A 20,445-nucleotide genomic window follows, 5' to 3' on the forward strand; every position below is an offset into this window, starting at 1 on the left:
ACGAGGACTGAGAAATGGGAATCCGCAAGTACAAGCCGACTACGCCGGGCCGCCGTGGCTCCAGCGTCGCCGACTTCGTCGAGGTCACGCGGTCCACGCCGGAGAAGTCGCTGGTCCGCCCGCTGCACAGCAAGGGCGGCCGTAACAACGCCGGTCGTGTGACCGTTCGCCACCAGGGTGGCGGACACAAGCGCGCCTACCGAGTGATCGACTTCCGTCGGCACGACAAGGACGGCGTGCCGGCGAAGGTCGCGCACATCGAGTACGACCCCAACCGCACCGCGCGCATCGCGCTGCTGCACTACGCGGACGGCGAGAAGCGCTACATCCTCGCCCCGCGCAACCTGCAGCAGGGTGACCGCGTCGAGAACGGTCCCGGGGCCGACATCAAGCCGGGCAACAACCTGGCGCTCCGCAACATCCCGGTCGGTACCACGATCCACGCGATCGAGCTCCGTCCCGGTGGCGGTGCCAAGTTCGCCCGTTCCGCCGGTGCCTCCGTGCAGCTGCTCGCGAAGGAGGGCCAGATGGCCCACCTGCGCATGCCGTCCGGAGAGATCCGCCTGGTCGACGTGCGCTGCCGCGCCACCGTCGGCGAGGTCGGCAACGCCGAGCAGAGCAACATCAACTGGGGCAAGGCGGGCCGTAAGCGCTGGCTGGGCGTTCGCCCGACCGTGCGTGGTGTGGTCATGAACCCGGTGGACCACCCGCACGGTGGTGGCGAAGGCCGTACCTCGGGTGGTCGCCACCCGGTGTCCCCCTGGGGCAAGAAGGAAGGCCGTACTCGTTCGCCCAAGAAGGCGTCGAACAAGTACATCGTCCGCCGCCGCAAGACGAACAAGAAGCGCTAAGGACGGGTTGAGATGCCTCGTAGCTTGAAGAAGGGACCCTTCGTCGACGACCACCTGATCAAGAAGGTGGACACGCAGAACGAAGCCGGTACCAAGAACGTCATCAAGACCTGGTCCCGTCGCTCGATGATCGTCCCGGCGATGCTCGGCCACACGATCGCGGTGCACAACGGCAAGACCCACATCCCGGTGTTTGTCACCGAGTCCATGGTCGGCCACAAGCTCGGCGAGTTCTCGCCGACGCGCACCTTCCGGGGTCACGTCAAGGACGACCGGAAGTCGAAGCGCCGCTAGTAGCGGGGTGGAATGACCATGACAAACACTGAAGGGACAACCATGGAAGCCAGGGCCCAGGCGCGGTACATCCGCGTCACGCCCATGAAGGCCCGCCGCGTGGTGGACCTCATCCGTGGCATGGATGCCACGGAGGCTCAGGCGGTCCTGCGTTTCGCCCCGCAGGCCGCGAGCGTGCCGGTCGGCAAGGTGCTGGACAGCGCCATCGCCAACGCCGCGCACAACTACGACCACACCGACGCCGACAGCCTCTTCATCTCCGAGGCCTACGTCGACGAGGGCCCGACCCTGAAGCGGTTCCGGCCGCGCGCCCAGGGCCGTGCCTACCGGATCCGCAAGCGGACCAGCCACATCACCGTGGTCGTCAGCAGCAAGGAAGGAACCCGGTAATGGGCCAGAAGGTAAACCCGCACGGGTTCCGGCTCGGTGTCACGACCGACTTCAAGTCGCGTTGGTACGCCGACAAGCTGTACAAGGACTACGTCAAGGAAGACGTCGCCATCCGTCGGATGATGACGTCCGGCATGGAGCGCGCCGGCATCTCGAAGGTGGAGATCGAGCGCACCCGTGACCGCGTGCGTGTGGACATCCACACCGCCCGTCCCGGCATCGTCATCGGCCGCCGCGGCGCCGAGGCCGACCGCATCCGCGGTGACCTGGAGAAGCTGACCGGCAAGCAGGTCCAGCTGAACATCCTCGAGGTCAAGAGCCCCGAGACGGACGCTCAGCTGGTGGCCCAGGCCGTCGCCGAGCAGCTGTCCTCCCGCGTCTCCTTCCGTCGCGCCATGCGCAAGAGCATGCAGGGCACGATGAAGGCCGGCGCCAAGGGCATCAAGATCCAGTGCGGTGGCCGCCTCGGTGGCGCCGAGATGTCCCGCTCGGAGTTCTACCGCGAGGGCCGTGTGCCCCTGCACACGCTCCGCGCGAACGTGGACTACGGCTTCTTCGAGGCCAAGACGACCTTCGGCCGCATCGGTGTGAAGGTCTGGATCTACAAGGGCGACGTCAAGAACATCGCCGAGGTCCGCGCCGAGAACGCGGCCGCCCGCGCCGGCAACCGTCCGGCCCGTGGCGGCAGCGACCGCCCGGCCCGCGGTGGCCGCGGTGGCGAGCGTCGTGGGCGCAAGCCGCAGCAGCAGTCGGCTCCGGCCGCCGAGGCTCCCAAGGCCGACGCGCCCGCCGCTGCCGCTCCGGCTGAGAGCACCGGAACGGAGGCCTGACCGAAATGCTGATCCCCCGTAGGGTCAAGCACCGCAAGCAGCACCACCCGAAGCGCCGTGGCATGGCCAAGGGCGGTACGCAGGTTGCGTTCGGCGAGTACGGCATCCAGGCCCTCACGCCCGCTTACGTGACCAACCGCCAGATCGAGGCGGCCCGTATCGCGATGACCCGCCACATCAAGCGTGGCGGCAAGGTCTGGATCAACATCTACCCGGACCGCCCGCTCACGAAGAAGCCGGCCGAGACCCGCATGGGTTCCGGTAAGGGTTCCCCGGAGTGGTGGATCGCGAACGTGCACCCGGGCCGGGTCATGTTCGAGCTGTCCTACCCCAACGAGAAGATCGCCCGTGAGGCGCTGACCCGTGCGGCCCACAAGCTGCCGATGAAGTGCCGGATCGTCAAGCGCGAGGCAGGTGAAGCGTGATGTCGGCCGGTACCAAGGCGTCCGAGCTGCGCGAGCTGGGCAACGAGGAGCTTCTGGCGAAGCTCCGCGAGGCCAAGGAAGAGCTGTTCAACCTCCGCTTCCAGGCGGCGACGGGCCAGCTCGAGAACCACGGCCGGCTCAAGGCCGTCCGTAAGGACATCGCGCGGATCTACACCCTGATGCGTGAGCGCGAGCTGGGCATCGAGACGGTGGAGAGCGCCTGATGAGCGAGAGCAACGTGACTGAAGAGACGAAGGCCGCCCGCGGCTTCCGCAAGACCCGTCAGGGTCTGGTCGTCAGCGACAAGATGGACAAGACCGTCGTCGTCGCCGTCGAGGACCGCGTGACCCACGCGCTGTACGGCAAGGTCATCCGTCGTACCAGCAAGCTCAAGGCTCACGACGAGCAGAACGCCGCGGGTGTCGGCGACCGCGTCCTCCTCATGGAGACCCGGCCGCTGTCCGCGACGAAGCGCTGGCGCGTCGTCGAGGTCCTCGAGAAGGCCAAGTAATTCCTGCGGGCAAACCCGCAGGTCAGTTCCGCCAGGCTCGGCAGGGGCTCCACCTCCTTGGTGAGGCGGCCCCTGCCGGGAACCGGCAGACAATCAGGAGATAGACGTGATCCAGCAGGAGTCGCGACTGCGCGTCGCCGACAACACTGGTGCGAAGGAAATCCTTTGCATCCGTGTACTCGGTGGCTCCGGTCGCCGCTACGCGGGCATCGGTGACGTCATCGTCGCCACCGTCAAGGACGCGATCCCCGGCGGCAACGTGAAGAAGGGTGACGTCATCAAGGCCGTCATCGTTCGCACCGTCAAGGAGCGCCGCCGTCCGGACGGCTCGTACATCCGCTTCGACGAGAACGCCGCCGTCATTCTGAAGAACGACGGCGACCCTCGCGGCACCCGTATCTTCGGCCCGGTGGGCCGTGAGCTGCGCGAGAAGAAGTTCATGAAGATCATCTCCCTCGCGCCGGAGGTGCTGTGAGCATGAAGATCAAGAAGGGCGACCTGGTCCAGGTCATCACCGGTAAGGACAAGGGCAAGCAGGGCAAGGTCATCGCGGCCTTCCCCCGCGAGGACCGCGTCCTGGTCGAGGGTGTCAACCGGGTCAAGAAGCACACCAAGGCCGGGCCGACCGCTCGCGGTTCGCAGGCCGGCGGCATCGTGACCACCGAGGCCCCGATCCACATCTCCAACGTCCAGCTGGTCGTGGAGAAGGACGGCAACAAGGTCGTCACGCGCGTCGGTTACCGCTTCGACGACGAGGGCAACAAGATCCGCGTTGCCAAGCGGACGGGTGAGGACATCTGATGGCTACCACCACCACTCCGCGTCTGAAGACGAAGTACCGCGAGGAGATCTCGGGCAAGCTGCGTGAGGAGTTCTCCTACGAGAACGTCATGCAGGTCCCCGGCCTCGTCAAGATCGTGGTCAACATGGGTGTGGGCGACGCCGCCCGCGACTCCAAGCTGATCGAGGGTGCCATCAAGGACCTCACCACGATCACCGGTCAGAAGCCGGCCGTCACCAAGGCCCGCAAGTCCATCGCGCAGTTCAAGCTGCGTGAGGGCCAGCCGATCGGTGCCCACGTCACGCTCCGTGGCGACCGCATGTGGGAGTTCCTGGACCGCACCCTGTCGCTCGCGCTGCCGCGCATCCGCGACTTCCGCGGCCTGTCCCCCAAGCAGTTCGACGGCCGTGGCAACTACACCTTCGGTCTCACGGAGCAGGTCATGTTCCACGAGATCGACCAGGACAAGATCGACCGCGTCCGGGGTATGGACATCACCGTGGTGACCACGGCGACCAACGACGCTGAGGGCCGCGCGCTCCTTCGTCACCTCGGCTTCCCCTTCAAGGAGGCGTGAGCGAGATGGCGAAGAAGGCTCTCATCGCGAAGGCTGCTCGCAAGCCCAAGTTCGGCGTGCGTGGCTACACGCGCTGCCAGCGCTGCGGCCGTCCCCACTCCGTGTACCGCAAGTTCGGCCTGTGCCGCGTCTGCCTTCGTGAGATGGCTCACCGTGGCGAGCTGCCGGGCGTGACCAAGAGCTCCTGGTAGTCCGGTAATCCCGGGTTACTCAGGCTCTCGGTAAGCATCTGGGTCGGCAGAGGCCCAGCCCTCCATGCCTTAGGCTTGTGGGGTTGGGCGTCTGTCGCGCCCGTACGACTTACTACGCCGTAGGTCCACCGCGCCGCACCCGTCCCGTCTCGGATCGGGGAGAGGGATGGCGCACCAGGAAACCCCGGCGAGAGAGGCCGAAGGCCAATTCATGACCATGACTGATCCGATCGCAGACATGCTTACGCGTCTGCGGAACGCGAACTCGGCGTACCACGACTCCGTGTCGATGCCGGCGTCCAAGATCAAGTCTCACATCGCGGAGATCCTCCAGCAGGAGGGCTTCATCACGGGCTGGAAGACCGAGGACGCCGAGGTCGGCAAGAACCTCGTCCTCGAGCTGAAGTTCGGCCCGAACCGTGAGCGCTCCATCGCGGGCATCAAGCGGATCTCCAAGCCCGGTCTCCGGGTGTACGCGAAGTCCACCAACCTGCCGAAGGTGCTGGGCGGCCTCGGCGTGGCGATCATCTCCACGTCGCACGGGCTCCTCACCGACAAGCAGGCCGGCAAGAAGGGCGTGGGTGGGGAAGTCCTCGCCTACGTCTGGTAGCGGAAGGGAACGGAGGAAACAGCTATGTCGCGCATCGGCAAGCTCCCCATCGCGGTTCCCGCCGGCGTGGACGTCACCATCGACGGCCGTACGGTCTCGGTCAAGGGCCCGAAGGGCTCGCTGACTCACACCGTCGTGGCACCGATCGACATCGCCAAGGGTGAGGACGGCGTTCTGAACGTCACCCGCCCCAACGAAGAGCGTCAGAGCAAGGCCCTGCACGGCCTGTCCCGCACGCTGGTGGCGAACATGATCACCGGCGTGACCCAGGGTTACGTGAAGAAGCTCGAGATCAGCGGTGTCGGTTACCGCGTGCTCGCCAAGGGTTCGAACCTGGAGTTCTCCCTCGGCTACAGCCACCCGATCCTGGTCGAGGCCCCCGAGGGCATCACCTTCAAGGTGGAGTCCCCGACCCGTTTCTCGGTCGAGGGCATCGACAAGCAGAAGGTCGGCGAGGTTGCGGCCAACATCCGCAAGCTGCGCAAGCCCGACCCGTACAAGGCCAAGGGCGTCAAGTACGAGGGCGAAGTCATCCGCCGCAAGGTCGGAAAGGCGGGTAAGTAAGCCATGGCATACGGGCAGAAGATCCTCAAGGGCGACGCCTACAAGCGCGCCGCGATCAAGCGCCGCCACATCCGGATTCGCAAGAATCTCTCGGGTACGGCGGAGCGTCCCCGTCTGGTCGTTACTCGCTCCAACCGCCACATCGTGGCTCAGGTGATCGACGACATCAAGGGCCACACCGTGGCCTCGGCGTCGACCCTGGACACCTCGATCCGTGGTGGCGAGGCCGACAAGTCCGCGCAGGCCAAGCAGGTCGGCGCCCTGGTTGCCGAGCGTGCCAAGGCCGCGGGTGTCGAGGCCGTCGTGTTCGACCGTGGTGGTAACCAGTACGCCGGGCGCATCGCCGCTCTGGCCGACGCCGCCCGCGAAGCCGGACTGAAGTTCTGAGCCGGTTCCGTATCGCTAGCGGAAACAGAGAGAGGTAATTCCAATGGCTGGACCCCAGCGCCGCGGTGGCGGTGCCGGTGGCGGCGAGCGGCGGGACCGGAAGGGCCGTGACGGCGGCGCAGCTGCCGCCGAGAAGACCGCTTACGTTGAGCGCGTCGTCGCGATCAACCGCGTCGCCAAGGTTGTGAAGGGTGGTCGTCGCTTCAGCTTCACCGCGCTGGTCGTGGTGGGCGACGGTGACGGCACCGTGGGTGTCGGATACGGCAAGGCCAAGGAGGTGCCGGCCGCCATCGCCAAGGGTGTTGAGGAGGCCAAGAAGCACTTCTTCAAGGTCCCCCGCATCCAGGGCACCATCCCGCACCCCATCCAGGGTGAGAAGGCTGCCGGCGTCGTGCTGCTCAAGCCCGCGTCCCCGGGTACCGGTGTTATCGCCGGTGGTCCGGTGCGCGCCGTGCTCGAGTGCGCCGGTATCCACGACGTGCTGTCGAAGTCGCTCGGCTCCGACAACCAGATCAACATCGTGCACGCGACCGTGGAGGCCCTGAAGGGTCTCCAGCGTCCCGAGGAGATCGCGGCCCGCCGCGGTCTGCCGCTCGAGGACGTGGCCCCCGCGGCTCTGCTCCGTGCGCGTGCCGGGGCGGGTGCGTAATCATGGCGCAGCTCAAGATTACGCAGGTCAAGTCCTACATCGGCAGCAAGCAGAACCACCGTGACACCCTGCGTTCCCTTGGTCTCAAGGGGATCAACACGCAGGTCGTCAAGGAGGACCGCCCCGAGTTCCGCGGCATGGTGCAGACCGTCCGCCACCTCGTGTCGGTCGAGGAGGTCGACTGATCATGGCGGAGCAGAACCCGCTCAAGATCCACAACCTCCGTCCCGCCCCGGGCGCCAAGACCGCCAAGACCCGTGTGGGTCGTGGTGAGGCGTCGAAGGGTAAGACGGCTGGTCGTGGTACCAAGGGTACGAAGGCCCGTTACCAGGTTCCGGAGCGCTTCGAGGGTGGCCAGATGCCCCTCCACATGCGTCTCCCGAAGCTGAAGGGCTTCAAGAACCCGTTCAAGACCGAGTTCCAGGTCGTGAACCTCGACAAGCTGGCCGCGCTCTACCCCGAGGGTGGCGAGGTCACCGTCGAGGGTCTGGTGGCCAAGGGTGCCGTTCGCAAGAACAGCCTCGTCAAGGTCCTCGGCCAGGGCGAGATCTCCGTGGCGCTGCAGGTGACGGTCGACGCCGTCTCCGGCTCCGCCAAGGAGAAGATCACCGCCGCCGGCGGCACCGTCACCGAGCTCGTCTGAACCCTTCAGGCGTCTCGATGACTTGAGCGATCCCACCGGGGATACCCCACAAAAGGGGTATCCCCGGTTGGTCGTTCCTAGGGAAGTGCTCCCGCCGGTAAGGTGGCCTGCGCTGCCCTCTTTCACGGGTGTCTCACATGAGGCACTCTGAGCGACGGTTCAGCGTTAGTCACTTAGCCGTCCACTTATCAGTCGTCAGTCGAACCTCAAGACCGTCACCCTTGACGCAGTAGCGCGGGGGTCGCAGGAGGCACCGTGCTCACCGCGTTCGCCCGGGCGTTCAAGACGCCCGACCTGCGCAAGAAGCTGCTCTTCACGCTCGGCATGATCGTGGTCTACCGGCTCGGTACCCACATCCCCATCCCAGGCGTCGACTACAAGAACGTCCAGGAGTGCGTGGACCAGGCGTCCGGCAACCAGGGTCCGCTCGGCATGATCAACATGTTCAGCGGTGGCGCGCTGCTGCAGATCACGGTCTTCGCACTCGGCATCATGCCGTACATCACGGCGAGCATCATTCTGCAGCTGCTCACCGTCGTGATCCCGCGCCTGGAGGCCCTGAAGAAGGAGGGGCAGGCGGGTACGGCGAAGATCACGCAGTACACCCGCTACCTGACCATCGCCCTCGCCATCCTCCAGGGCACCGGCCTCGTCGCGACCGCCCGCAGCGGCGCCCTCTTCTCCGGCTGCACCGTCGGCGGTGACATCGTCCCCGACCAGGCGATCTTCACCACCGTCGTCATGGTCGTCACCATGACCGCCGGAACGGCCGCCGTCATGTGGCTCGGTGAGCTGATCACCGACCGCGGCATCGGCAACGGCATGTCGATCCTGATGTTCATCTCGATCGCCGCGACCTTCCCCTCCGCTCTGTGGGCCATCAAGCAGGAGGGCAGCCTGGCGGACGGCTGGATCGAGTTCGGCACCGTCGTCCTCGTCGGCCTGGTCATGATCGGCCTCGTGGTCTTCGTGGAGCAGGCCCAGCGCCGCATCCCGGTGCAGTACGCGAAGCGCATGATCGGCCGTCGTTCCTACGGTGGTACGTCGACGTACATCCCGCTCAAGGTGAACCAGGCGGGCATCATCCCCGTCATCTTCGCCTCGTCGCTGCTCTACATCCCGGCGCTGGTCGTCCAGTTCGCGAACTCGACGTCGGGCTGGGCCACCTGGATCAACAAGAACCTCGCGGACACCGGGGCGGCGCCGCACATCGTCCTGTACTTCTTCCTGATCGTCTTCTTCGCCTTCTTCTACGTGGCCATCTCGTTCAACCCCGAGGAAGTCGCGGACAACATGAAGAAGTATGGTGGGTTCATCCCGGGCATCCGGGCTGGCCGACCGACCGCTGAGTATCTGAGCTACGTACTCAACCGGATCACCTGGCCGGGTTCGCTGTATCTGGGCCTGATCTCTCTCGTACCGACAATGGCGTTGGCCGGTTTCGGGGCAAACCAGAACTTCCCGTTCGGCGGGACCAGCATCCTGATCATCGTGGGTGTCGGTCTCGAGACGGTGAAGCAGATCGAGAGCCAGCTCCAGCAGCGCAATTACGAAGGGTTCCTCCGCTGATGCGAATCGTCCTCGTCGGGCCTCCTGGCGCCGGAAAGGGTACGCAGGCAACCCGCCTAGCCGAGACGCTGCACATCCCGCACATCTCCACGGGCGACCTGTTCCGCGCCAACATCAGCCAGCAGACCGAACTGGGCAAGCTCGCCAAGTCGTACATGGACGCCGGCAACCTCGTACCGGACGAGGTCACCATCGCCATGGCGAAGGACCGCATGGAGCAGCCGGACGCCGAGGGCGGCTTCCTGCTGGACGGCTTCCCGCGGAACGTCTCGCAGGCCGAGGCGCTGGACGAGCTGCTCGAGACCGAGGACATGAAGCTCGACGCCGTGCTCGACCTCGAGGCCCCCGAGGCCGAGGTCGTGAAGCGGATCGCCGGCCGGCGCGTCTGCCGGAACAACTCGGCGCACGTCTTCCACGTGACGTACACCCCGCCGAAGAAGGAAGGCGTCTGCGACGTCTGCGGCGGCGAGCTGTACCAGCGGGACGACGACTCCGAGGAGACGGTCCGCAAGCGGCTGGAGGTCTACCACACGCAGACCGAGCCGATCATCGACTACTACAAGGCGCAGGGCCTGGTCGTCACCATCGCGGCCACCGGCCCCGTGGACGAGGTCACGGGCCGTGCGCTGGAGGCGCTCAAGCGCGACCAGTAGTTCTCTTGGCAAGCCCGGCTACAGCCGCGGTCCCCAGCCCTGGGGGCCGCGGCTGAGCTGTGAGGTGGGGTGGGGCCGGTCCACCCCCGTATCGTTGGAAGCGTCCCGTCCCCTCCGGTCCAGAAAGGCCGCAGTCCCCATGGTGCAGATCAAGAGCCCCGAGCAGATCGCCAAGATGCGTGAGGCGGGGCTGGTCGTCGCCGCCATCCACGCGGCCACCCGTGAGGCCGCCGTGCCCGGCGCCACGACCAAGGACCTGGACCAGGTCGCCCGCAAGGTGCTCGCGGAGCACGACGCCAAGCCGAACTTCCTCGGGTACGGCGGTTTCCCCGCGACCATCTGCACGTCCGTGAACGAGGTCGTCGTCCACGGCATCCCCTCCGACGACGTGGTCCTCAAGGACGGCGACGTCATCTCCATCGACTGCGGCGCGATCATCGACGGCTGGCACGGCGACGCGGCCTACACGGCCTTCGTCGGCTCCGGTCACTCCCCGGAGCTGGTCGAGCTGTCCCGGGTGACCGAGGAGTCGATGTGGGCGGGCATCGCGGCGATGAAGCAGGGCAACCGGCTCGTGGACGTCTCCCGGGCCATCGAGACGTACATCCGCCGCCAGCCGAAGCCCGGCGGCGGCAAGTACGGGATCATCGAGGACTACGGCGGCCACGGCATCGGCACCGAGATGCACATGGACCCGCACCTGCTGAACTACGTCGACCGCAGGCGCGGCAAGGGCCCGAAGCTGGTCCCCGGCTTCTGCCTCGCCATCGAGCCGATGATCTCCCTCGGCACCCCCCGCACGGAGGTCCTGTCGGACGACTGGACGGTCATCACGACGGACGGCACGTGGTCCTCGCACTGGGAGCACTCGGTCGCCCTGACGGACCAGGGCCCGTTGGTCCTGACGTCTCCCGACGGGGGCAAGGCGAAGCTGGCGGAGCTGGGCGTCACGGCTGCGCCGGACCCGCTGGCGTGACACCGGCCCGAGCCACGGCCGCCGGTCGGGGCAGGGCGAAGCCTGCGGCAGCTGCGCGTCACGGTGGCGCCGGACCCGCTGGGGTGAGGGGTCGGTGCCGAGGGGTGGGGCCGTTGCATAACGATCTCGCATCCGGGGCAGACTTCCCCGTTTCGCCTTTCCGGGGCTGCTGACGTAGACTGACTCGTCGGCTCTCGTGCACCCGCATGCCTGCATGCGCTCGTATGGTGCGCAGGAGTCGATCAAGGTAGTCGATTCGAAGGGCGAAGCGTGGCCAAGAAGCAAGGTGCCATCGAGATCGAGGGCACTGTCGTCGAGTCTCTTCCGAACGCCATGTTCAAGGTCGAGCTCCAGAACGGCCACCAGGTCCTGGCACACATCAGCGGCAAGATGCGCATGCACTACATCCGCATCCTCCCTGACGACCGGGTCGTGGTGGAGCTGTCTCCGTACGACCTGACGCGTGGCCGGATCGTCTACCGGTACAAGTAGATCTTGCCCACGTCCCAGGCCGCCAGGCCCAGGGACCGCCGGCAACTGACCCGGAGAACCTCACACCCATGAAGGTCAAGCCGAGCGTCAAGAAGATCTGCGACAAGTGCAGGGTGATCCGCCGTCACGGTCGGGTCATGGTCATCTGCGACAACCCGCGCCACAAGCAGCGCCAGGGCTGACGCACGACCGTCCCTCCGCGATTCGCAGGACTTCGCGCGACGCGAGCTGAACATGTTCATACGCAGAACCCGGGCGCCCAGGCGTCCGACACCCCCGGTTCGGAGGCCGGGGACCCGACTCGTACCTCATACGGCGGCCGGGGACCGGTTCTGTGGAAGACCTCCGACAATCAACTGGAGCCATTGAATGGCACGCGTTTCCGGTGTTGACATCCCGCGCGAAAAGCGCGTCGAGATCGCCCTCACCTACGTGTTCGGCATTGGCCGGACCCTCTCGCAGCAGACGCTCGCCGCCACCGGCGTGGACCCGAACACCCGTGTTCGGGACCTCTCCGAGGAGCAGCTCGTCGCGATCCGCGAGTACGTCGACAACAACATCAAGACCGAGGGTGACCTCCGCCGCGAGGTCCAGGCCGACATCCGCCGCAAGGTCGAGATCGGTACCTACCAGGGTCTGCGTCACCGCCGTGGCCTGCCCGTCCGCGGTCAGCGCACCAGCACGAACGCCCGCACCCGCAAGGGCCCGCGTCGCGCCATCGCCGGCAAGAAGAAGCCGGGCAAGAAGTAGTCCGCAGCGGACTTCGCCGTCCAGCGGTCTTCGCTGTAGGACCGACCACCTCCCGTAGGAGAACGACATGCCCCCCAAGGGACGTCAGGGCGCGACCAAGAAGGTGCGCCGCAAGGAAAAGAAGAACGTCGCTCACGGCCACGCGCACATCAAGAGCACGTTCAACAACACGATCGTGTCCATCACGGACCCGACCGGCAACGTGATCTCCTGGGCCTCCGCCGGCCACGTCGGCTTCAAGGGCTCCCGGAAGTCCACGCCGTTCGCCGCGCAGATGGCCGCCGAGTCGGCTGCCCGCCGCGCCCAGGAGCACGGCATGCGCAAGGTCGACGTCTTCGTCAAGGGCCCGGGTTCCGGTCGTGAGACCGCCATCCGCTCCCTGCAGGCGACCGGCCTCGAGGTCGGCTCGATCCAGGACGTCACGCCCACCCCGCACAACGGCTGCCGTCCCCCGAAGCGCCGTCGCGTCTGATCTCGCTATCACCGCGACATCGCTTCACCCGCTTCACCAGGGTTTCCGGGCGGTACGGCTCCTTCGGGTCGTATCGCCCGTACCCTTGCAGTACTAGTCGGGCGTCAAATAGCGGGCGCCCCTGACTGAAGGATCACCACATGCTGATCGCTCAGCGTCCCTCGTTGACCGAAGAGGTCGTCGACGAGTTCCGCTCCCGGTTCGTCATCGAGCCGCTGGAGCCGGGCTTCGGCTACACCCTCGGCAACTCCCTGCGTCGTACGCTCCTCTCCTCGATCCCCGGCGCTGCTGTCACCAGCATCCGGATCGACGGTGTCCTGCACGAGTTCACCACCGTGCCGGGCGTCAAGGAGGACGTCACCGACCTGATCCTCAACATCAAGCAGCTGGTCGTGTCGTCCGAGCACGACGAGCCCGTCGTGATGTACCTGCGCAAGCAGGGCCCGGGTCTGGTCACCGCCGCCGACATCGCGCCCCCGGCCGGTGTCGAGGTGCACAACCCCGACCTCGTCCTCGCCACGCTCAACGGCAAGGGCAAGCTGGAGATGGAGCTGACCGTCGAGCGCGGTCGCGGCTACGTCTCCGCCGTGCAGAACAAGCAGGTCGGTCAGGAGATCGGGCGCATCCCGGTCGACTCGATCTACTCGCCGGTTCTCAAGGTCACGTACAAGGTCGAGGCCACGCGTGTCGAGCAGCGGACCGACTTCGACAAGCTGATCGTCGACGTCGAGACCAAGCAGGCCATGCGGCCGCGCGACGCCATGGCGTCGGCCGGCAAGACCCTGGTCGAGCTGTTCGGTCTCGCCCGCGAGCTGAACATCGACGCCGAGGGCATCGACATGGGTCCGTCCCCGACGGACGCCGCGCTGGCGGCCGACCTCGCGCTCCCGATCGAGGAGCTCGAGCTGACCGTCCGCTCGTACAACTGCCTCAAGCGCGAGGGCATCCACTCCGTGGGTGAGCTCGTCGCCCGCTCCGAGGCCGACCTGCTGGACATCCGCAACTTCGGTGCGAAGTCCATCGACGAGGTCAAGGCCAAGCTCGCGGGTATGGGGCTTGCGCTGAAGGACTCGCCTCCCGGATTCGACCCGACCGCCGCCGCGGACGCCTTCGGCGCCGACGACGACGCGGACGCCGGGTTCGTGGAGACCGAGCAGTACTGATCGGTTTTCGCCTGCGGGCCCGCTGTGGCTGGTCGCGCAGTTCCCCGCGCCCCTTCGGGGCGCGGGGTCTCCGACAGGCGACCGCCTGCTCGGATACTGACCTCGGTACCTGATACGGCCGGGGCAGACACCTAGGAGAAACACCATGCCGAAGCCCGCCAAGGGTGCCCGTCTGGGCGGCAGCGCCGCGCACGAGAAGCTGCTCCTCGCGAACCTCGCGAAGTCGCTCTTCGAGCACGGCAAGATCACGACCACCGAGGCGAAGGCCCGCCGCCTGCGCCCGTACGCCGAGCGTCTGGTCACCAAGGCGAAGAAGGGCGACCTTCACAACCGCCGTCAGGTGCTCCAGGTGATCACGGACAAGAGCGTCGTCCACACGCTCTTCACCGAGATCGGCCCGCGCTACGAGAACCGCCCCGGTGGTTACACGCGCATCACCAAGATCGGTAACCGCCGTGGCGACAACGCGCCCATGGCCGTCATCGAGCTGGTCGAGGCGCTGACCGTGGCGCAGCAGGCGACCGGTGAGGCCGAGGCCGCCACCAAGCGTGCCGCCAAGGACGCCGAGACCACCGAGGCCGCCGAGACCAAGGTCGACACGACCAAGGCCGACGACGCCGCCGAGGAGTCGAAGGACGCGTAAGCGTTCTGCCGCGGGCCCGTTCCTTTCGAGGGGCGGGCCCGCTTTCGTGTTGCTGAGAGGATCTCAGGGTGAGTGACGAAGTTGAGGCCGGGTACGTCCGGGTGCGGCTGGACCTTTCCTACGACGGGAGCGAGTTCTCCGGGTGGGCCAAGCAGGCCGGTGGGCGGCGGACCGTGCAGGGGGAGATCGAGGACGCGCTGCGGACGGTCACACGGTCGCCCAGGACGTACGAGCTGACCGTGGCGGGCCGGACCGACGCCGGGGTGCACGCCCGGGGGCAGGTGGCTCATGTCGACCTGCCGCGCGAGGTGTGGGCCGAGCACCACGTGAAGTTGCTCAAGCGGCTCGCGGGGCGGCTGCCGAGGGACGTGCGGGTCTGGGCCCTCCGTGAGGCGCCCAGCGGATTCAACGCCCGGTTCTCCGCGGTCTGGCGGCGCTACGCCTACCGGGTCACCGACAACCCGGGCGGCGTCGACCCGCTGCTGCGCGGCCACGTCCTGTGGCACGACTGGCCGCTCGACGTGGACGCCATGAACGAGGCCGCCCGCGGACTGCTGGGCGAGCACGACTTCGCTGCCTACTGCAAGAAGCGGGAGGGGGCCACCACCATCCGGACGCTGCAGGAGCTGAGCCTGGTGCGCGGGGAGGACGGGATCGTCACCGCCACCGTGCGGGCCGACGCCTTCTGCCACAACATGGTGCGCTCCCTCATCGGGGCGCTGCTGTTCGTCGGCGACGGCCACCGGGCGCCCGACTGGCCGGCGAAGGTGCTGGCCGCCGGGGTCCGCGACTCGGCCGTGCACGTCGTACGGCCGCACGGGCTGACGCTGGAGGAGGTCGGCTACCCGGCGGACGAGCTGCTCGCCGCCCGGAACAAGGAGGCCCGCAACAAGCGGTCCCTGCCCGGGGCCGGCTGCTGCTGATCAGCCCTCCGCCGCCGCCGACGCCTGGGCCTCGCCGCGCCCGCGGATCTGCCGGAAGGTGAACTCGGCGAGGTCGTCGCCGGCCCGGAAGACCTCCGTGGACTTCTCCGTGACGTCCTTGCCGCTGGTGGAGCCCGCGACGGTGAAGTAGGCGTAGCGGCCGTAGGAGTTGGTGGTGGAGCGGCAGACCGCGCCGGTGCAGAAGGACTTCACGCCGCCGCCGGACAGCGAGCGCACGATGCTCTTCTTGTCGGCCTGCTTCTTGGCCTTGGCGGCCTGCGCCTCGGTGTCGAAGACGGCCACGCCGACGGTCACGGCGGTGTCGCCCTGGGTGTACGTGACGCGGATCAGGCGGGTGCAGTCGTTGTCGTTCAGGACCTTCGGCAGGGTGCCCTGGGCGGCGGAGCCGCAGGTGCGGGTGTCGGCCGTCGGGCCCTTCTTGTAGACCGTCTCGCCCATGGTCAGCTGCGTGCCGGGGAAGAGCAGGTCCGGGCTGAGCGGGGCCTTGTCCTTCTTGGCGCTGGCGACGAAGTCCTTCGGGTCCAGCGGCGGCGGGGCGCTGGTCGGCGCGAAGGAGGGGGCGGTGGCCGTCGCGCTCGGGATGTCGGCCGTCCCGGGGAGCTGCGAGGACGGGCTGTCGGAGGCCTGGCCGGAGCCGTTGGCCGAGACCACGGCCACGGCGACGGCACTGGCTATCGCCACGGTGGCCAGCGCGCCCCCGCCGATGAGGAACAGCCGGCGGCGCTTGGCACGGGCCTCGGAGGCCTCGGCGAGGGCCGCCCAGTCCGGGGTGTTGTCGCTTTCACCACTGTTCCAGGGCTGCTGTTGCTGCTGCTGCGACTGCGGTGTCCAGGGATCCCACTGTGACTGAGGTCCCCCCTGCCCAAAGCTCATGGGGCGCATCTTAGACGGGCCGAGCGGCGTGCTGGTGCGCGTCCCCGGGGCCCGCAGCGCCTAGCGTTCCGTGCATGCGGACGGGCAAAAGCGACATCTCCGGGTGGTTGGTGCGGCCTGCGGGAGGGCACCTGTGGGCGGTACTCGTGATCGTGCTGGCGGCCTGCGCGGCACACGCGGCACGGGTGACCTCGGACGGCGGGATGGACAACGCGATCGTCGTGCGGGCCGCCCGCACCTGGCTGGCCGGCGGCTCCCCGTACGACGATCCGCACTTCCTCTATTTTCCGAGCGCGGTCCTCGCCGCCGTCCCGCAGGCGCTCCTGCCCGGGGCCGTGCTGCGGGTGCTGGTCCCGGGCGCGGTGACGGCCCTGCTGGCGCTGGCCTGGGCCTGCGCGCTGCGGCTGCACCGCGTGCCGCTCGGCAGCCGGCTCGCGGCCCTCGGGCTGACCGGCCTCGCGGTGGGCTTCGCCCCGTTCGGGCACCTGGTGCGGCTCGGCAACTGGACGGTGACGGCGACCGTGGCGCTCCCGCTGTCCCTGCTGCTGGCGAGCCGGGGCCGGTGGACGGCGGCGGGCGCGGTCGTCGGCGCGGCCGTCGCGCTCAAGCCGCTGCTCGCGCCCGTCCTGCTGCTCTTCCTGTTCGCCGGGCGGTGGCGGGCACTGGCGGCGGCCGTCCTGGTGCCGGCGCTGGCCTCCGGCGCGGCGGCGCTGGCGATGCCCGACCCGGCCGGCTTCTTCACCCGCACCCTGCCTTTCCTGCTGCGCGGCGACGACGGCTTCGTCCGGCTCTACGAGGCCTCCCCGGCGGCCGTGCTGCCCCGGCTGGGGGTGCCGCAGGGGCTCGCACAGGGGCTCGCGCTGGCGGCGGCCTGCGCCGGGGTGCTCTGCGCGTACCGGCGGTGGCGCCGCGGGGACCCCGGTCCGCTGCGGCTCGCGGAGACCGGCGCCGGACTGATGCTCTCCGCGTTCCTCGTCTCCCGGCCCTCCTACGACCACTACCTCCTGGTCGCCGTGCCGCTGCTGCTCGCCGGGCTGCCGTACGGTGGATCGGTGGCCCGCGGGGTGTGGTTCTGGATCTCCCTGGTGCCTCAGGTGCCGGGGCTGACCTGGCCCTGGCTGGATTCGGAGCGGCGCCGGGCCTTCCGGGACGCGTTCACCCTGTGCGTGCTCGCGGTGACGGTGGCACGGCAGGGCCGGTCCGGTGCGCCGGACGCCGGCGGCCGGGTTCCGTCCGGGCGGTCACCGGAGCCCGCGCGGGCCGCGGCGACCCCGTTTTGACCCGGCCGTGGGCGCCCGGGTATTCTGCACAGTCGTATGTGTATTGGCTTGCTCATTCTCACGTGAGGGGCCCTTACACCGGTCCACCGGGACCGATGACCAGCGACCAGCACGCGGTATGCGTCACCGCGGTGCGGTCAGGGCTGTCGTGATCGTCTTCGGTGACCATGTCAGGACCACTCACTGAAGAAGCGAAGGCTACGAACCGTGCGTACGTACAGCCCCAAGCCCGGCGATGTGACGCGCCAGTGGCACGTCATCGACGCTCAGGACGTCGTCCTGGGTCGTCTGGCCACCACTGCGGCCTCCATCCTGCGCGGCAAGCACAAGCCGATCTACGCGCCCCACGTCGACACCGGTGACTTCGTCATCATCATCAACGCCGACAAGGTGCACCTCTCCGGCAACAAGCGGACCCAGAAGATGGCGTACCGCCACTCCGGCTACCCGGGCGGTCTGCGCTCCGTCCGCTACGACGAGCTCCTGGACAAGAACCCCGAGAAGGCCATCGAGAAGGCCGTCAAGGGCATGCTTCCCAAGAACTCGCTGGGCCGTCAGATGCTCTCGAAGCTGAAGGTCTACAAGGGTGACCAGCACCCGCACGGCGCGCAGCAGCCGCAGCCGTTCGAGATCACCCAGGTCGCGCAGTAGTTCCGGCCACCCCCTAAGACTGAAGAGAATCTGAGGAGCATCGTGGCCGAGACCACTGCCGAGCAGCCGCTCGAAGAGATCGACATCGACAGCTACACCACCGAGTCCGAGGTCCCCGTCGAGGGCGAGTACACCTCGGAGTCCATGGCCTCCGCCTTCGGCGAGCCCCAGCCGGCCGCCGGCCTGGGCCGCCGCAAGAACGCCATCGCCCGCGTCCGGATCGTCCCGGGCACCGGCAAGTGGAAGATCAACGGCCGCACCCTTGAGGACTACTTCCCCAACAAGGTGCACCAGCAGGAGGTCAACGAGCCCTTCAAGGTGCTCGAGCTGGACGACCGTTACGACGTCGTCGCCCGCATCGCCGGTGGCGGTGTCTCAGGCCAGGCCGGCGCGCTCCGTCTCGGTGTCGCCCGCGCCCTGAACGAGGCCGACGTCGACAACAACCGCGGTCCGCTCAAGAAGGCCGGCTTCCTCAAGCGCGACGACCGTGCGGTCGAGCGCAAGAAGGCCGGTCTGAAGAAGGCCCGCAAGGCTCCGCAGTACAGCAAGCGCTAAGTCGTACCGGCTGTACTCCGAACGCCCCGGCGGCACGCCACTGTGCTGCCGGGGCGTTCGTTTATCCCCGTCGTTGGGCGTATAACGGCACAAGACGTTCAAGCGTTCAGAAGCTGAAATGCTTGTGTTCGGAATTGACGTTTCCTCAGGAGGACAAGTGGGACGACTCTTCGGCACGGACGGCGTGCGCGGCGTCGCCAACGCGGATCTGACGGCCGAGCTGGCGCTCGGACTCTCCGTGGCCGCGGCGCACGTACTGGCCGAGGCGGGCACCTTCGCCGGACACCGGGCGACCGCGGTGGTCGGCCGGGATCCGCGCGCCTCCGGCGAGTTCCTGGAAGCCGCCGTCGTCGCGGGTCTGGCCAGCGCCGGCGTGGACGTGCTGCGGGTCGGCGTGCTGCCGACGCCCGCGGTGGCCCACCTCACCGGCGCGCTCGGCGCCGACCTCGGCGTGATGCTGTCCGCCAGCCACAACGCCATGCCCGACAACGGCATCAAGTTCTTCGCGCGCGGCGGCCACAAGCTCGCCGACGAGCTGGAGGACCGGATCGAGTCCGTCTACGCGGAGCACCGCACCGGCGCCCCCTGGGACCGTCCGACCGGCGCCGGCGTGGGCCGGGTGCGGGACTACGACGAGGGGCTCGACCAGTACGTCGCCCACCTCGTCGGCGTGCTGCCGAACCGGCTCGACGGACTGAAGATCGTCCTCGACGAGGCGCACGGCGCGGCCTCCCGGGTCTCGCCCGAGGCGTTCGCGCGGGCCGGTGCCGAGCTGGTCACCATCGGCGCGGTGCCCGACGGCCTCAACATCAACGACGGCTGCGGCTCCACCCACCTCGACCTGCTCAAGGCCGCCGTCGTCGAGCACGGCGCCCACCTCGGCATCGCCCACGACGGTGACGCCGACCGCTGCCTGGCCGTGGACCACACCGGCGCGGAGGTGGACGGCGACCAGATCCTCGCCGTGCTCGCGCTGGCCATGCGGGAGCGGGACGCGCTGCGCTCGGACACGGTCGTCGCGACGGTCATGTCCAACCTGGGCTTCAAGCTCGCCATGGAGCGCGAGGGCATCCGGTTCGTGCAGACCGGCGTCGGCGACCGGTACGTCCTGGAGGAGATGAAGGAGCACGGCTACGCCCTCGGCGGCGAGCAGTCCGGGCACGTCATCATCCTCGACCACGCCACCACCGGTGACGGCACGCTGACCGGGCTGATGCTGGCGGCACGGGTCGCGCAGACGGGGCGCACGCTGCGGGACCTCGCGGGCGTCATGGAGCGGCTGCCGCAGGTGCTGATCAATGTGCCGGACGTGGACAAGTCGCGGGTGACGACCTCTGCCGAGTTGGCGACGGCGGTTTCCGAGGCGGAGCGGGAGCTGGGCAGTACCGGGCGGGTGTTGTTGCGGTCGTCCGGGACCGAGCCGCTCGTGAGGGTGATGGTCGAGGCGGCGGACATCGAGCAGGCTCGGTCTGTTGCCGGGCGGCTGGCGGATTCCGTCAAGTCCGCGTTGGGGTAGTCGCCGGGTTGGGGGTGGGGGGTTCTGTTCGTCGTGGGCTGCGGGGTCGTCGTGGTTTGTCGCGCAGTTCCCCGCGCCCCTAGTACTCCAGTGTGGTTTCGTGATCTATCCAGCAGGTTCGTTGGCGGTTCGTCGTCGGTAGTGGCTGCGTCGGGCTGTTGCCTGATGGCGGCTGCGCCAGTGGGACCAGTGCAGGAGTCTGCTC

Annotated in this window: 32 protein-coding genes; 31 read left to right on the forward strand and 1 reads right to left on the reverse strand. The window is 68.1% G+C overall.

The annotated features are described in order from the left end of the window. Positions 1-14 precede the first annotated feature (14 nt). The 27 genes from rplB to truA all read left to right on the forward strand — a co-directional run bounded on the left by rplB (position 15) and on the right by truA (position 15,344). A complete protein-coding gene (gene rplB, locus DMH12_RS18155; protein ID WP_019329639.1) occupies positions 15-851 on the forward strand; it encodes a 50S ribosomal protein L2 in 837 nt (278 codons plus the stop codon). A gap of 12 nt (positions 852-863) precedes the next feature. Further along, entirely contained in the window at positions 864-1,145 is a 282-nt protein-coding gene (gene rpsS, locus DMH12_RS18160; RefSeq protein WP_003974263.1) for a 30S ribosomal protein S19, read from the forward strand. A 42-nt stretch (positions 1,146-1,187) separates the two neighbouring features. Continuing rightward, a complete protein-coding gene (rplV, locus tag DMH12_RS18165; protein WP_003974262.1) occupies positions 1,188-1,535 on the forward strand; it encodes a 50S ribosomal protein L22 in 348 nt (115 codons plus the stop codon). Next, entirely contained in the window at positions 1,535-2,365 is an 831-nt protein-coding gene (rpsC, locus tag DMH12_RS18170; RefSeq protein WP_122615759.1) for a 30S ribosomal protein S3, read from the forward strand. The genes rplV and rpsC overlap by 1 nt, the downstream gene beginning before the upstream one ends. A 5-nt stretch (positions 2,366-2,370) precedes the next feature. Next, a complete protein-coding gene (gene rplP / locus DMH12_RS18175) occupies positions 2,371-2,790 on the forward strand; it encodes a 50S ribosomal protein L16 (RefSeq protein ID WP_003974260.1) in 420 nt (139 codons plus the stop codon). Then, positions 2,790-3,014: a 50S ribosomal protein L29 gene (gene rpmC / locus DMH12_RS18180; protein WP_003974259.1), complete on the forward strand. Its 225-nt coding sequence runs from the start codon at positions 2,790-2,792 to the stop codon at positions 3,012-3,014. The genes rplP and rpmC overlap by 1 nt, the downstream gene beginning before the upstream one ends. Next, complete coding sequence (gene rpsQ / locus DMH12_RS18185; RefSeq protein WP_122615760.1) at positions 3,014-3,301, forward strand: 30S ribosomal protein S17; 288 nt, start codon at positions 3,014-3,016, stop codon at positions 3,299-3,301. The genes rpmC and rpsQ overlap by 1 nt, the downstream gene beginning before the upstream one ends. 106 nt (positions 3,302-3,407) lie before the next feature. Beyond that, positions 3,408-3,776, forward strand: coding sequence for a 50S ribosomal protein L14 (gene rplN, locus DMH12_RS18190; RefSeq protein ID WP_003992364.1), 369 nt, complete (start codon positions 3,408-3,410; stop codon positions 3,774-3,776). Positions 3,777-3,778: 2 nt separating this feature from the next. Further along, entirely contained in the window at positions 3,779-4,102 is a 324-nt protein-coding gene (gene rplX, locus DMH12_RS18195; RefSeq protein ID WP_122615761.1) for a 50S ribosomal protein L24, read from the forward strand. Then, complete coding sequence (gene rplE, locus DMH12_RS18200) at positions 4,102-4,659, forward strand: 50S ribosomal protein L5 (RefSeq protein WP_122615762.1); 558 nt, start codon at positions 4,102-4,104, stop codon at positions 4,657-4,659. Before rplX ends, rplE begins: the two co-directional genes overlap by 1 nt. Before the next feature lie 5 nt (positions 4,660-4,664). Further along, positions 4,665-4,850, forward strand: coding sequence for a type Z 30S ribosomal protein S14 (locus tag DMH12_RS18205; protein WP_003948630.1), 186 nt, complete (start codon positions 4,665-4,667; stop codon positions 4,848-4,850). 211 nt (positions 4,851-5,061) lie between these two features. Then, on the forward strand, positions 5,062-5,460 hold the full coding sequence (gene rpsH / locus DMH12_RS18215) for a 30S ribosomal protein S8 (protein ID WP_064729359.1): 399 nt from the start codon (positions 5,062-5,064) through the stop codon (positions 5,458-5,460). Between the two features lie 24 nt (positions 5,461-5,484). Beyond that, complete coding sequence (gene rplF / locus DMH12_RS18220; RefSeq protein WP_055418362.1) at positions 5,485-6,024, forward strand: 50S ribosomal protein L6; 540 nt, start codon at positions 5,485-5,487, stop codon at positions 6,022-6,024. 3 nt (positions 6,025-6,027) lie between these two features. Beyond that, the gene (gene rplR / locus DMH12_RS18225; protein WP_064729360.1) at positions 6,028-6,411 is read left to right on the forward strand and encodes a 50S ribosomal protein L18; all 384 of its coding nucleotides are present in this window, start codon (positions 6,028-6,030) and stop codon (positions 6,409-6,411) included. 43 nt (positions 6,412-6,454) lie between these two features. Continuing rightward, a complete protein-coding gene (gene rpsE / locus DMH12_RS18230; RefSeq protein WP_004927232.1) occupies positions 6,455-7,060 on the forward strand; it encodes a 30S ribosomal protein S5 in 606 nt (201 codons plus the stop codon). 2 nt (positions 7,061-7,062) lie between these two features. Beyond that, positions 7,063-7,245: a 50S ribosomal protein L30 gene (gene rpmD, locus DMH12_RS18235; protein WP_114534099.1), complete on the forward strand. Its 183-nt coding sequence runs from the start codon at positions 7,063-7,065 to the stop codon at positions 7,243-7,245. A gap of 2 nt (positions 7,246-7,247) precedes the next feature. Further along, complete coding sequence (rplO, locus tag DMH12_RS18240; RefSeq protein ID WP_023547373.1) at positions 7,248-7,703, forward strand: 50S ribosomal protein L15; 456 nt, start codon at positions 7,248-7,250, stop codon at positions 7,701-7,703. A gap of 255 nt (positions 7,704-7,958) precedes the next feature. Then, a complete protein-coding gene (gene secY / locus DMH12_RS18245; RefSeq protein WP_125492623.1) occupies positions 7,959-9,272 on the forward strand; it encodes a preprotein translocase subunit SecY in 1,314 nt (437 codons plus the stop codon). Beyond that, entirely contained in the window at positions 9,272-9,925 is a 654-nt protein-coding gene (locus DMH12_RS18250) for an adenylate kinase (protein WP_125492624.1), read from the forward strand. Before secY ends, DMH12_RS18250 begins: the two co-directional genes overlap by 1 nt. Positions 9,926-10,064: 139 nt before the next feature. After that, positions 10,065-10,901, forward strand: a complete 837-nt coding sequence (gene map / locus DMH12_RS18255) for a type I methionyl aminopeptidase (RefSeq protein ID WP_125492625.1) — start codon at positions 10,065-10,067, stop codon at positions 10,899-10,901. 270 nt (positions 10,902-11,171) lie between these two features. Further along, a complete protein-coding gene (gene infA / locus DMH12_RS18260; protein ID WP_003948620.1) occupies positions 11,172-11,393 on the forward strand; it encodes a translation initiation factor IF-1 in 222 nt (73 codons plus the stop codon). Between the two features lie 68 nt (positions 11,394-11,461). Next, entirely contained in the window at positions 11,462-11,575 is a 114-nt protein-coding gene (rpmJ, locus tag DMH12_RS18265; protein ID WP_003974245.1) for a 50S ribosomal protein L36, read from the forward strand. A 187-nt stretch (positions 11,576-11,762) separates the two neighbouring features. Further along, a complete protein-coding gene (rpsM, locus tag DMH12_RS18270; RefSeq protein ID WP_003974244.1) occupies positions 11,763-12,143 on the forward strand; it encodes a 30S ribosomal protein S13 in 381 nt (126 codons plus the stop codon). A gap of 67 nt (positions 12,144-12,210) precedes the next feature. Continuing rightward, the gene (gene rpsK / locus DMH12_RS18275; RefSeq protein WP_007443997.1) at positions 12,211-12,615 is read left to right on the forward strand and encodes a 30S ribosomal protein S11; all 405 of its coding nucleotides are present in this window, start codon (positions 12,211-12,213) and stop codon (positions 12,613-12,615) included. Between the two features lie 140 nt (positions 12,616-12,755). Next, positions 12,756-13,778 (forward strand): DNA-directed RNA polymerase subunit alpha, encoded by a 1,023-nt coding sequence (locus DMH12_RS18280; protein ID WP_003966937.1) that lies wholly within the window; start codon positions 12,756-12,758, stop codon positions 13,776-13,778. A 145-nt stretch (positions 13,779-13,923) separates the two neighbouring features. Beyond that, the gene (rplQ, locus tag DMH12_RS18285) at positions 13,924-14,421 is read left to right on the forward strand and encodes a 50S ribosomal protein L17 (protein ID WP_122615766.1); all 498 of its coding nucleotides are present in this window, start codon (positions 13,924-13,926) and stop codon (positions 14,419-14,421) included. 68 nt (positions 14,422-14,489) lie between these two features. Further along, positions 14,490-15,344, forward strand: a complete 855-nt coding sequence (truA, locus tag DMH12_RS18290; protein ID WP_125492626.1) for a tRNA pseudouridine(38-40) synthase TruA — start codon at positions 14,490-14,492, stop codon at positions 15,342-15,344. Here the strand turns inward: truA and DMH12_RS18295 are convergent, their stop codons facing one another. Continuing rightward, positions 15,345-16,238, reverse strand: a complete 894-nt coding sequence (locus DMH12_RS18295; protein ID WP_125492627.1) for a hypothetical protein — start codon at positions 16,236-16,238, stop codon at positions 15,345-15,347. Positions 16,239-16,312: 74 nt separating this feature from the next. Between DMH12_RS18295 and DMH12_RS18300 the strand changes: the two genes are divergently transcribed. The 4 genes from DMH12_RS18300 to glmM all read left to right on the forward strand — a co-directional run bounded on the left by DMH12_RS18300 (position 16,313) and on the right by glmM (position 20,240). After that, positions 16,313-17,518, forward strand: coding sequence for a glycosyltransferase 87 family protein (locus DMH12_RS18300; RefSeq protein WP_125492628.1), 1,206 nt, complete (start codon positions 16,313-16,315; stop codon positions 17,516-17,518). A 207-nt stretch (positions 17,519-17,725) separates the two neighbouring features. Continuing rightward, complete coding sequence (gene rplM / locus DMH12_RS18305) at positions 17,726-18,169, forward strand: 50S ribosomal protein L13 (protein WP_064729367.1); 444 nt, start codon at positions 17,726-17,728, stop codon at positions 18,167-18,169. A gap of 42 nt (positions 18,170-18,211) precedes the next feature. Then, positions 18,212-18,724, forward strand: a complete 513-nt coding sequence (gene rpsI, locus DMH12_RS18310) for a 30S ribosomal protein S9 (RefSeq protein ID WP_073725049.1) — start codon at positions 18,212-18,214, stop codon at positions 18,722-18,724. Positions 18,725-18,881: 157 nt separating this feature from the next. Next, a complete protein-coding gene (glmM, locus tag DMH12_RS18315; protein WP_125492629.1) occupies positions 18,882-20,240 on the forward strand; it encodes a phosphoglucosamine mutase in 1,359 nt (452 codons plus the stop codon). Positions 20,241-20,445 lie beyond the last annotated feature (205 nt).

It is taken from the genome of Streptomyces sp. WAC 04229, assembly GCF_003947455.1.
GTDB lineage: Bacteria > Actinomycetota > Actinomycetes > Streptomycetales > Streptomycetaceae > Streptomyces.

Bases quoted from the DNA above. Each gene is read 5' to 3' on its own strand.
- rplB (WP_019329639.1), top strand. From the start codon at position 15: ATGGGAATCCGCAAGTACAAGCCGACTACGCCGGGCCGCCGTGGCTCC.
- rpsS (WP_003974263.1), top strand. From the start codon at position 864: ATGCCTCGTAGCTTGAAGAAGGGACCCTTCGTCGACGACCACCTGATC.
- rplV (WP_003974262.1), top strand. From the start codon at position 1,188: ATGGAAGCCAGGGCCCAGGCGCGGTACATCCGCGTCACGCCCATGAAG.
- rpsC (WP_122615759.1), top strand. From the start codon at position 1,535: ATGGGCCAGAAGGTAAACCCGCACGGGTTCCGGCTCGGTGTCACGACC.
- rplP (WP_003974260.1), top strand. From the start codon at position 2,371: ATGCTGATCCCCCGTAGGGTCAAGCACCGCAAGCAGCACCACCCGAAG.
- rpmC (WP_003974259.1), top strand. From the start codon at position 2,790: ATGTCGGCCGGTACCAAGGCGTCCGAGCTGCGCGAGCTGGGCAACGAG.
- rpsQ (WP_122615760.1), top strand. From the start codon at position 3,014: ATGAGCGAGAGCAACGTGACTGAAGAGACGAAGGCCGCCCGCGGCTTC.
- rplX (WP_122615761.1), top strand. From the start codon at position 3,779: ATGAAGATCAAGAAGGGCGACCTGGTCCAGGTCATCACCGGTAAGGAC.
- rplE (WP_122615762.1), top strand. From the start codon at position 4,102: ATGGCTACCACCACCACTCCGCGTCTGAAGACGAAGTACCGCGAGGAG.
- DMH12_RS18205 (WP_003948630.1), top strand. From the start codon at position 4,665: ATGGCGAAGAAGGCTCTCATCGCGAAGGCTGCTCGCAAGCCCAAGTTC.
- rpsH (WP_064729359.1), top strand. From the start codon at position 5,062: ATGACCATGACTGATCCGATCGCAGACATGCTTACGCGTCTGCGGAAC.
- rplF (WP_055418362.1), top strand. From the start codon at position 5,485: ATGTCGCGCATCGGCAAGCTCCCCATCGCGGTTCCCGCCGGCGTGGAC.
- rplR (WP_064729360.1), top strand. From the start codon at position 6,028: ATGGCATACGGGCAGAAGATCCTCAAGGGCGACGCCTACAAGCGCGCC.
- rpsE (WP_004927232.1), top strand. From the start codon at position 6,455: ATGGCTGGACCCCAGCGCCGCGGTGGCGGTGCCGGTGGCGGCGAGCGG.
- rpmD (WP_114534099.1), top strand. From the start codon at position 7,063: ATGGCGCAGCTCAAGATTACGCAGGTCAAGTCCTACATCGGCAGCAAG.
- rplO (WP_023547373.1), top strand. From the start codon at position 7,248: ATGGCGGAGCAGAACCCGCTCAAGATCCACAACCTCCGTCCCGCCCCG.
- DMH12_RS18250 (WP_125492624.1), top strand. From the start codon at position 9,272: ATGCGAATCGTCCTCGTCGGGCCTCCTGGCGCCGGAAAGGGTACGCAG.
- map (WP_125492625.1), top strand. From the start codon at position 10,065: ATGGTGCAGATCAAGAGCCCCGAGCAGATCGCCAAGATGCGTGAGGCG.
- rpmJ (WP_003974245.1), top strand. From the start codon at position 11,462: ATGAAGGTCAAGCCGAGCGTCAAGAAGATCTGCGACAAGTGCAGGGTG.
- rpsM (WP_003974244.1), top strand. From the start codon at position 11,763: ATGGCACGCGTTTCCGGTGTTGACATCCCGCGCGAAAAGCGCGTCGAG.
- rpsK (WP_007443997.1), top strand. From the start codon at position 12,211: ATGCCCCCCAAGGGACGTCAGGGCGCGACCAAGAAGGTGCGCCGCAAG.
- DMH12_RS18280 (WP_003966937.1), top strand. From the start codon at position 12,756: ATGCTGATCGCTCAGCGTCCCTCGTTGACCGAAGAGGTCGTCGACGAG.
- rplQ (WP_122615766.1), top strand. From the start codon at position 13,924: ATGCCGAAGCCCGCCAAGGGTGCCCGTCTGGGCGGCAGCGCCGCGCAC.
- DMH12_RS18295 (WP_125492627.1), bottom strand. From the start codon at position 16,238: ATGAGCTTTGGGCAGGGGGGACCTCAGTCACAGTGGGATCCCTGGACA.
- DMH12_RS18300 (WP_125492628.1), top strand. From the start codon at position 16,313: ATGCGGACGGGCAAAAGCGACATCTCCGGGTGGTTGGTGCGGCCTGCG.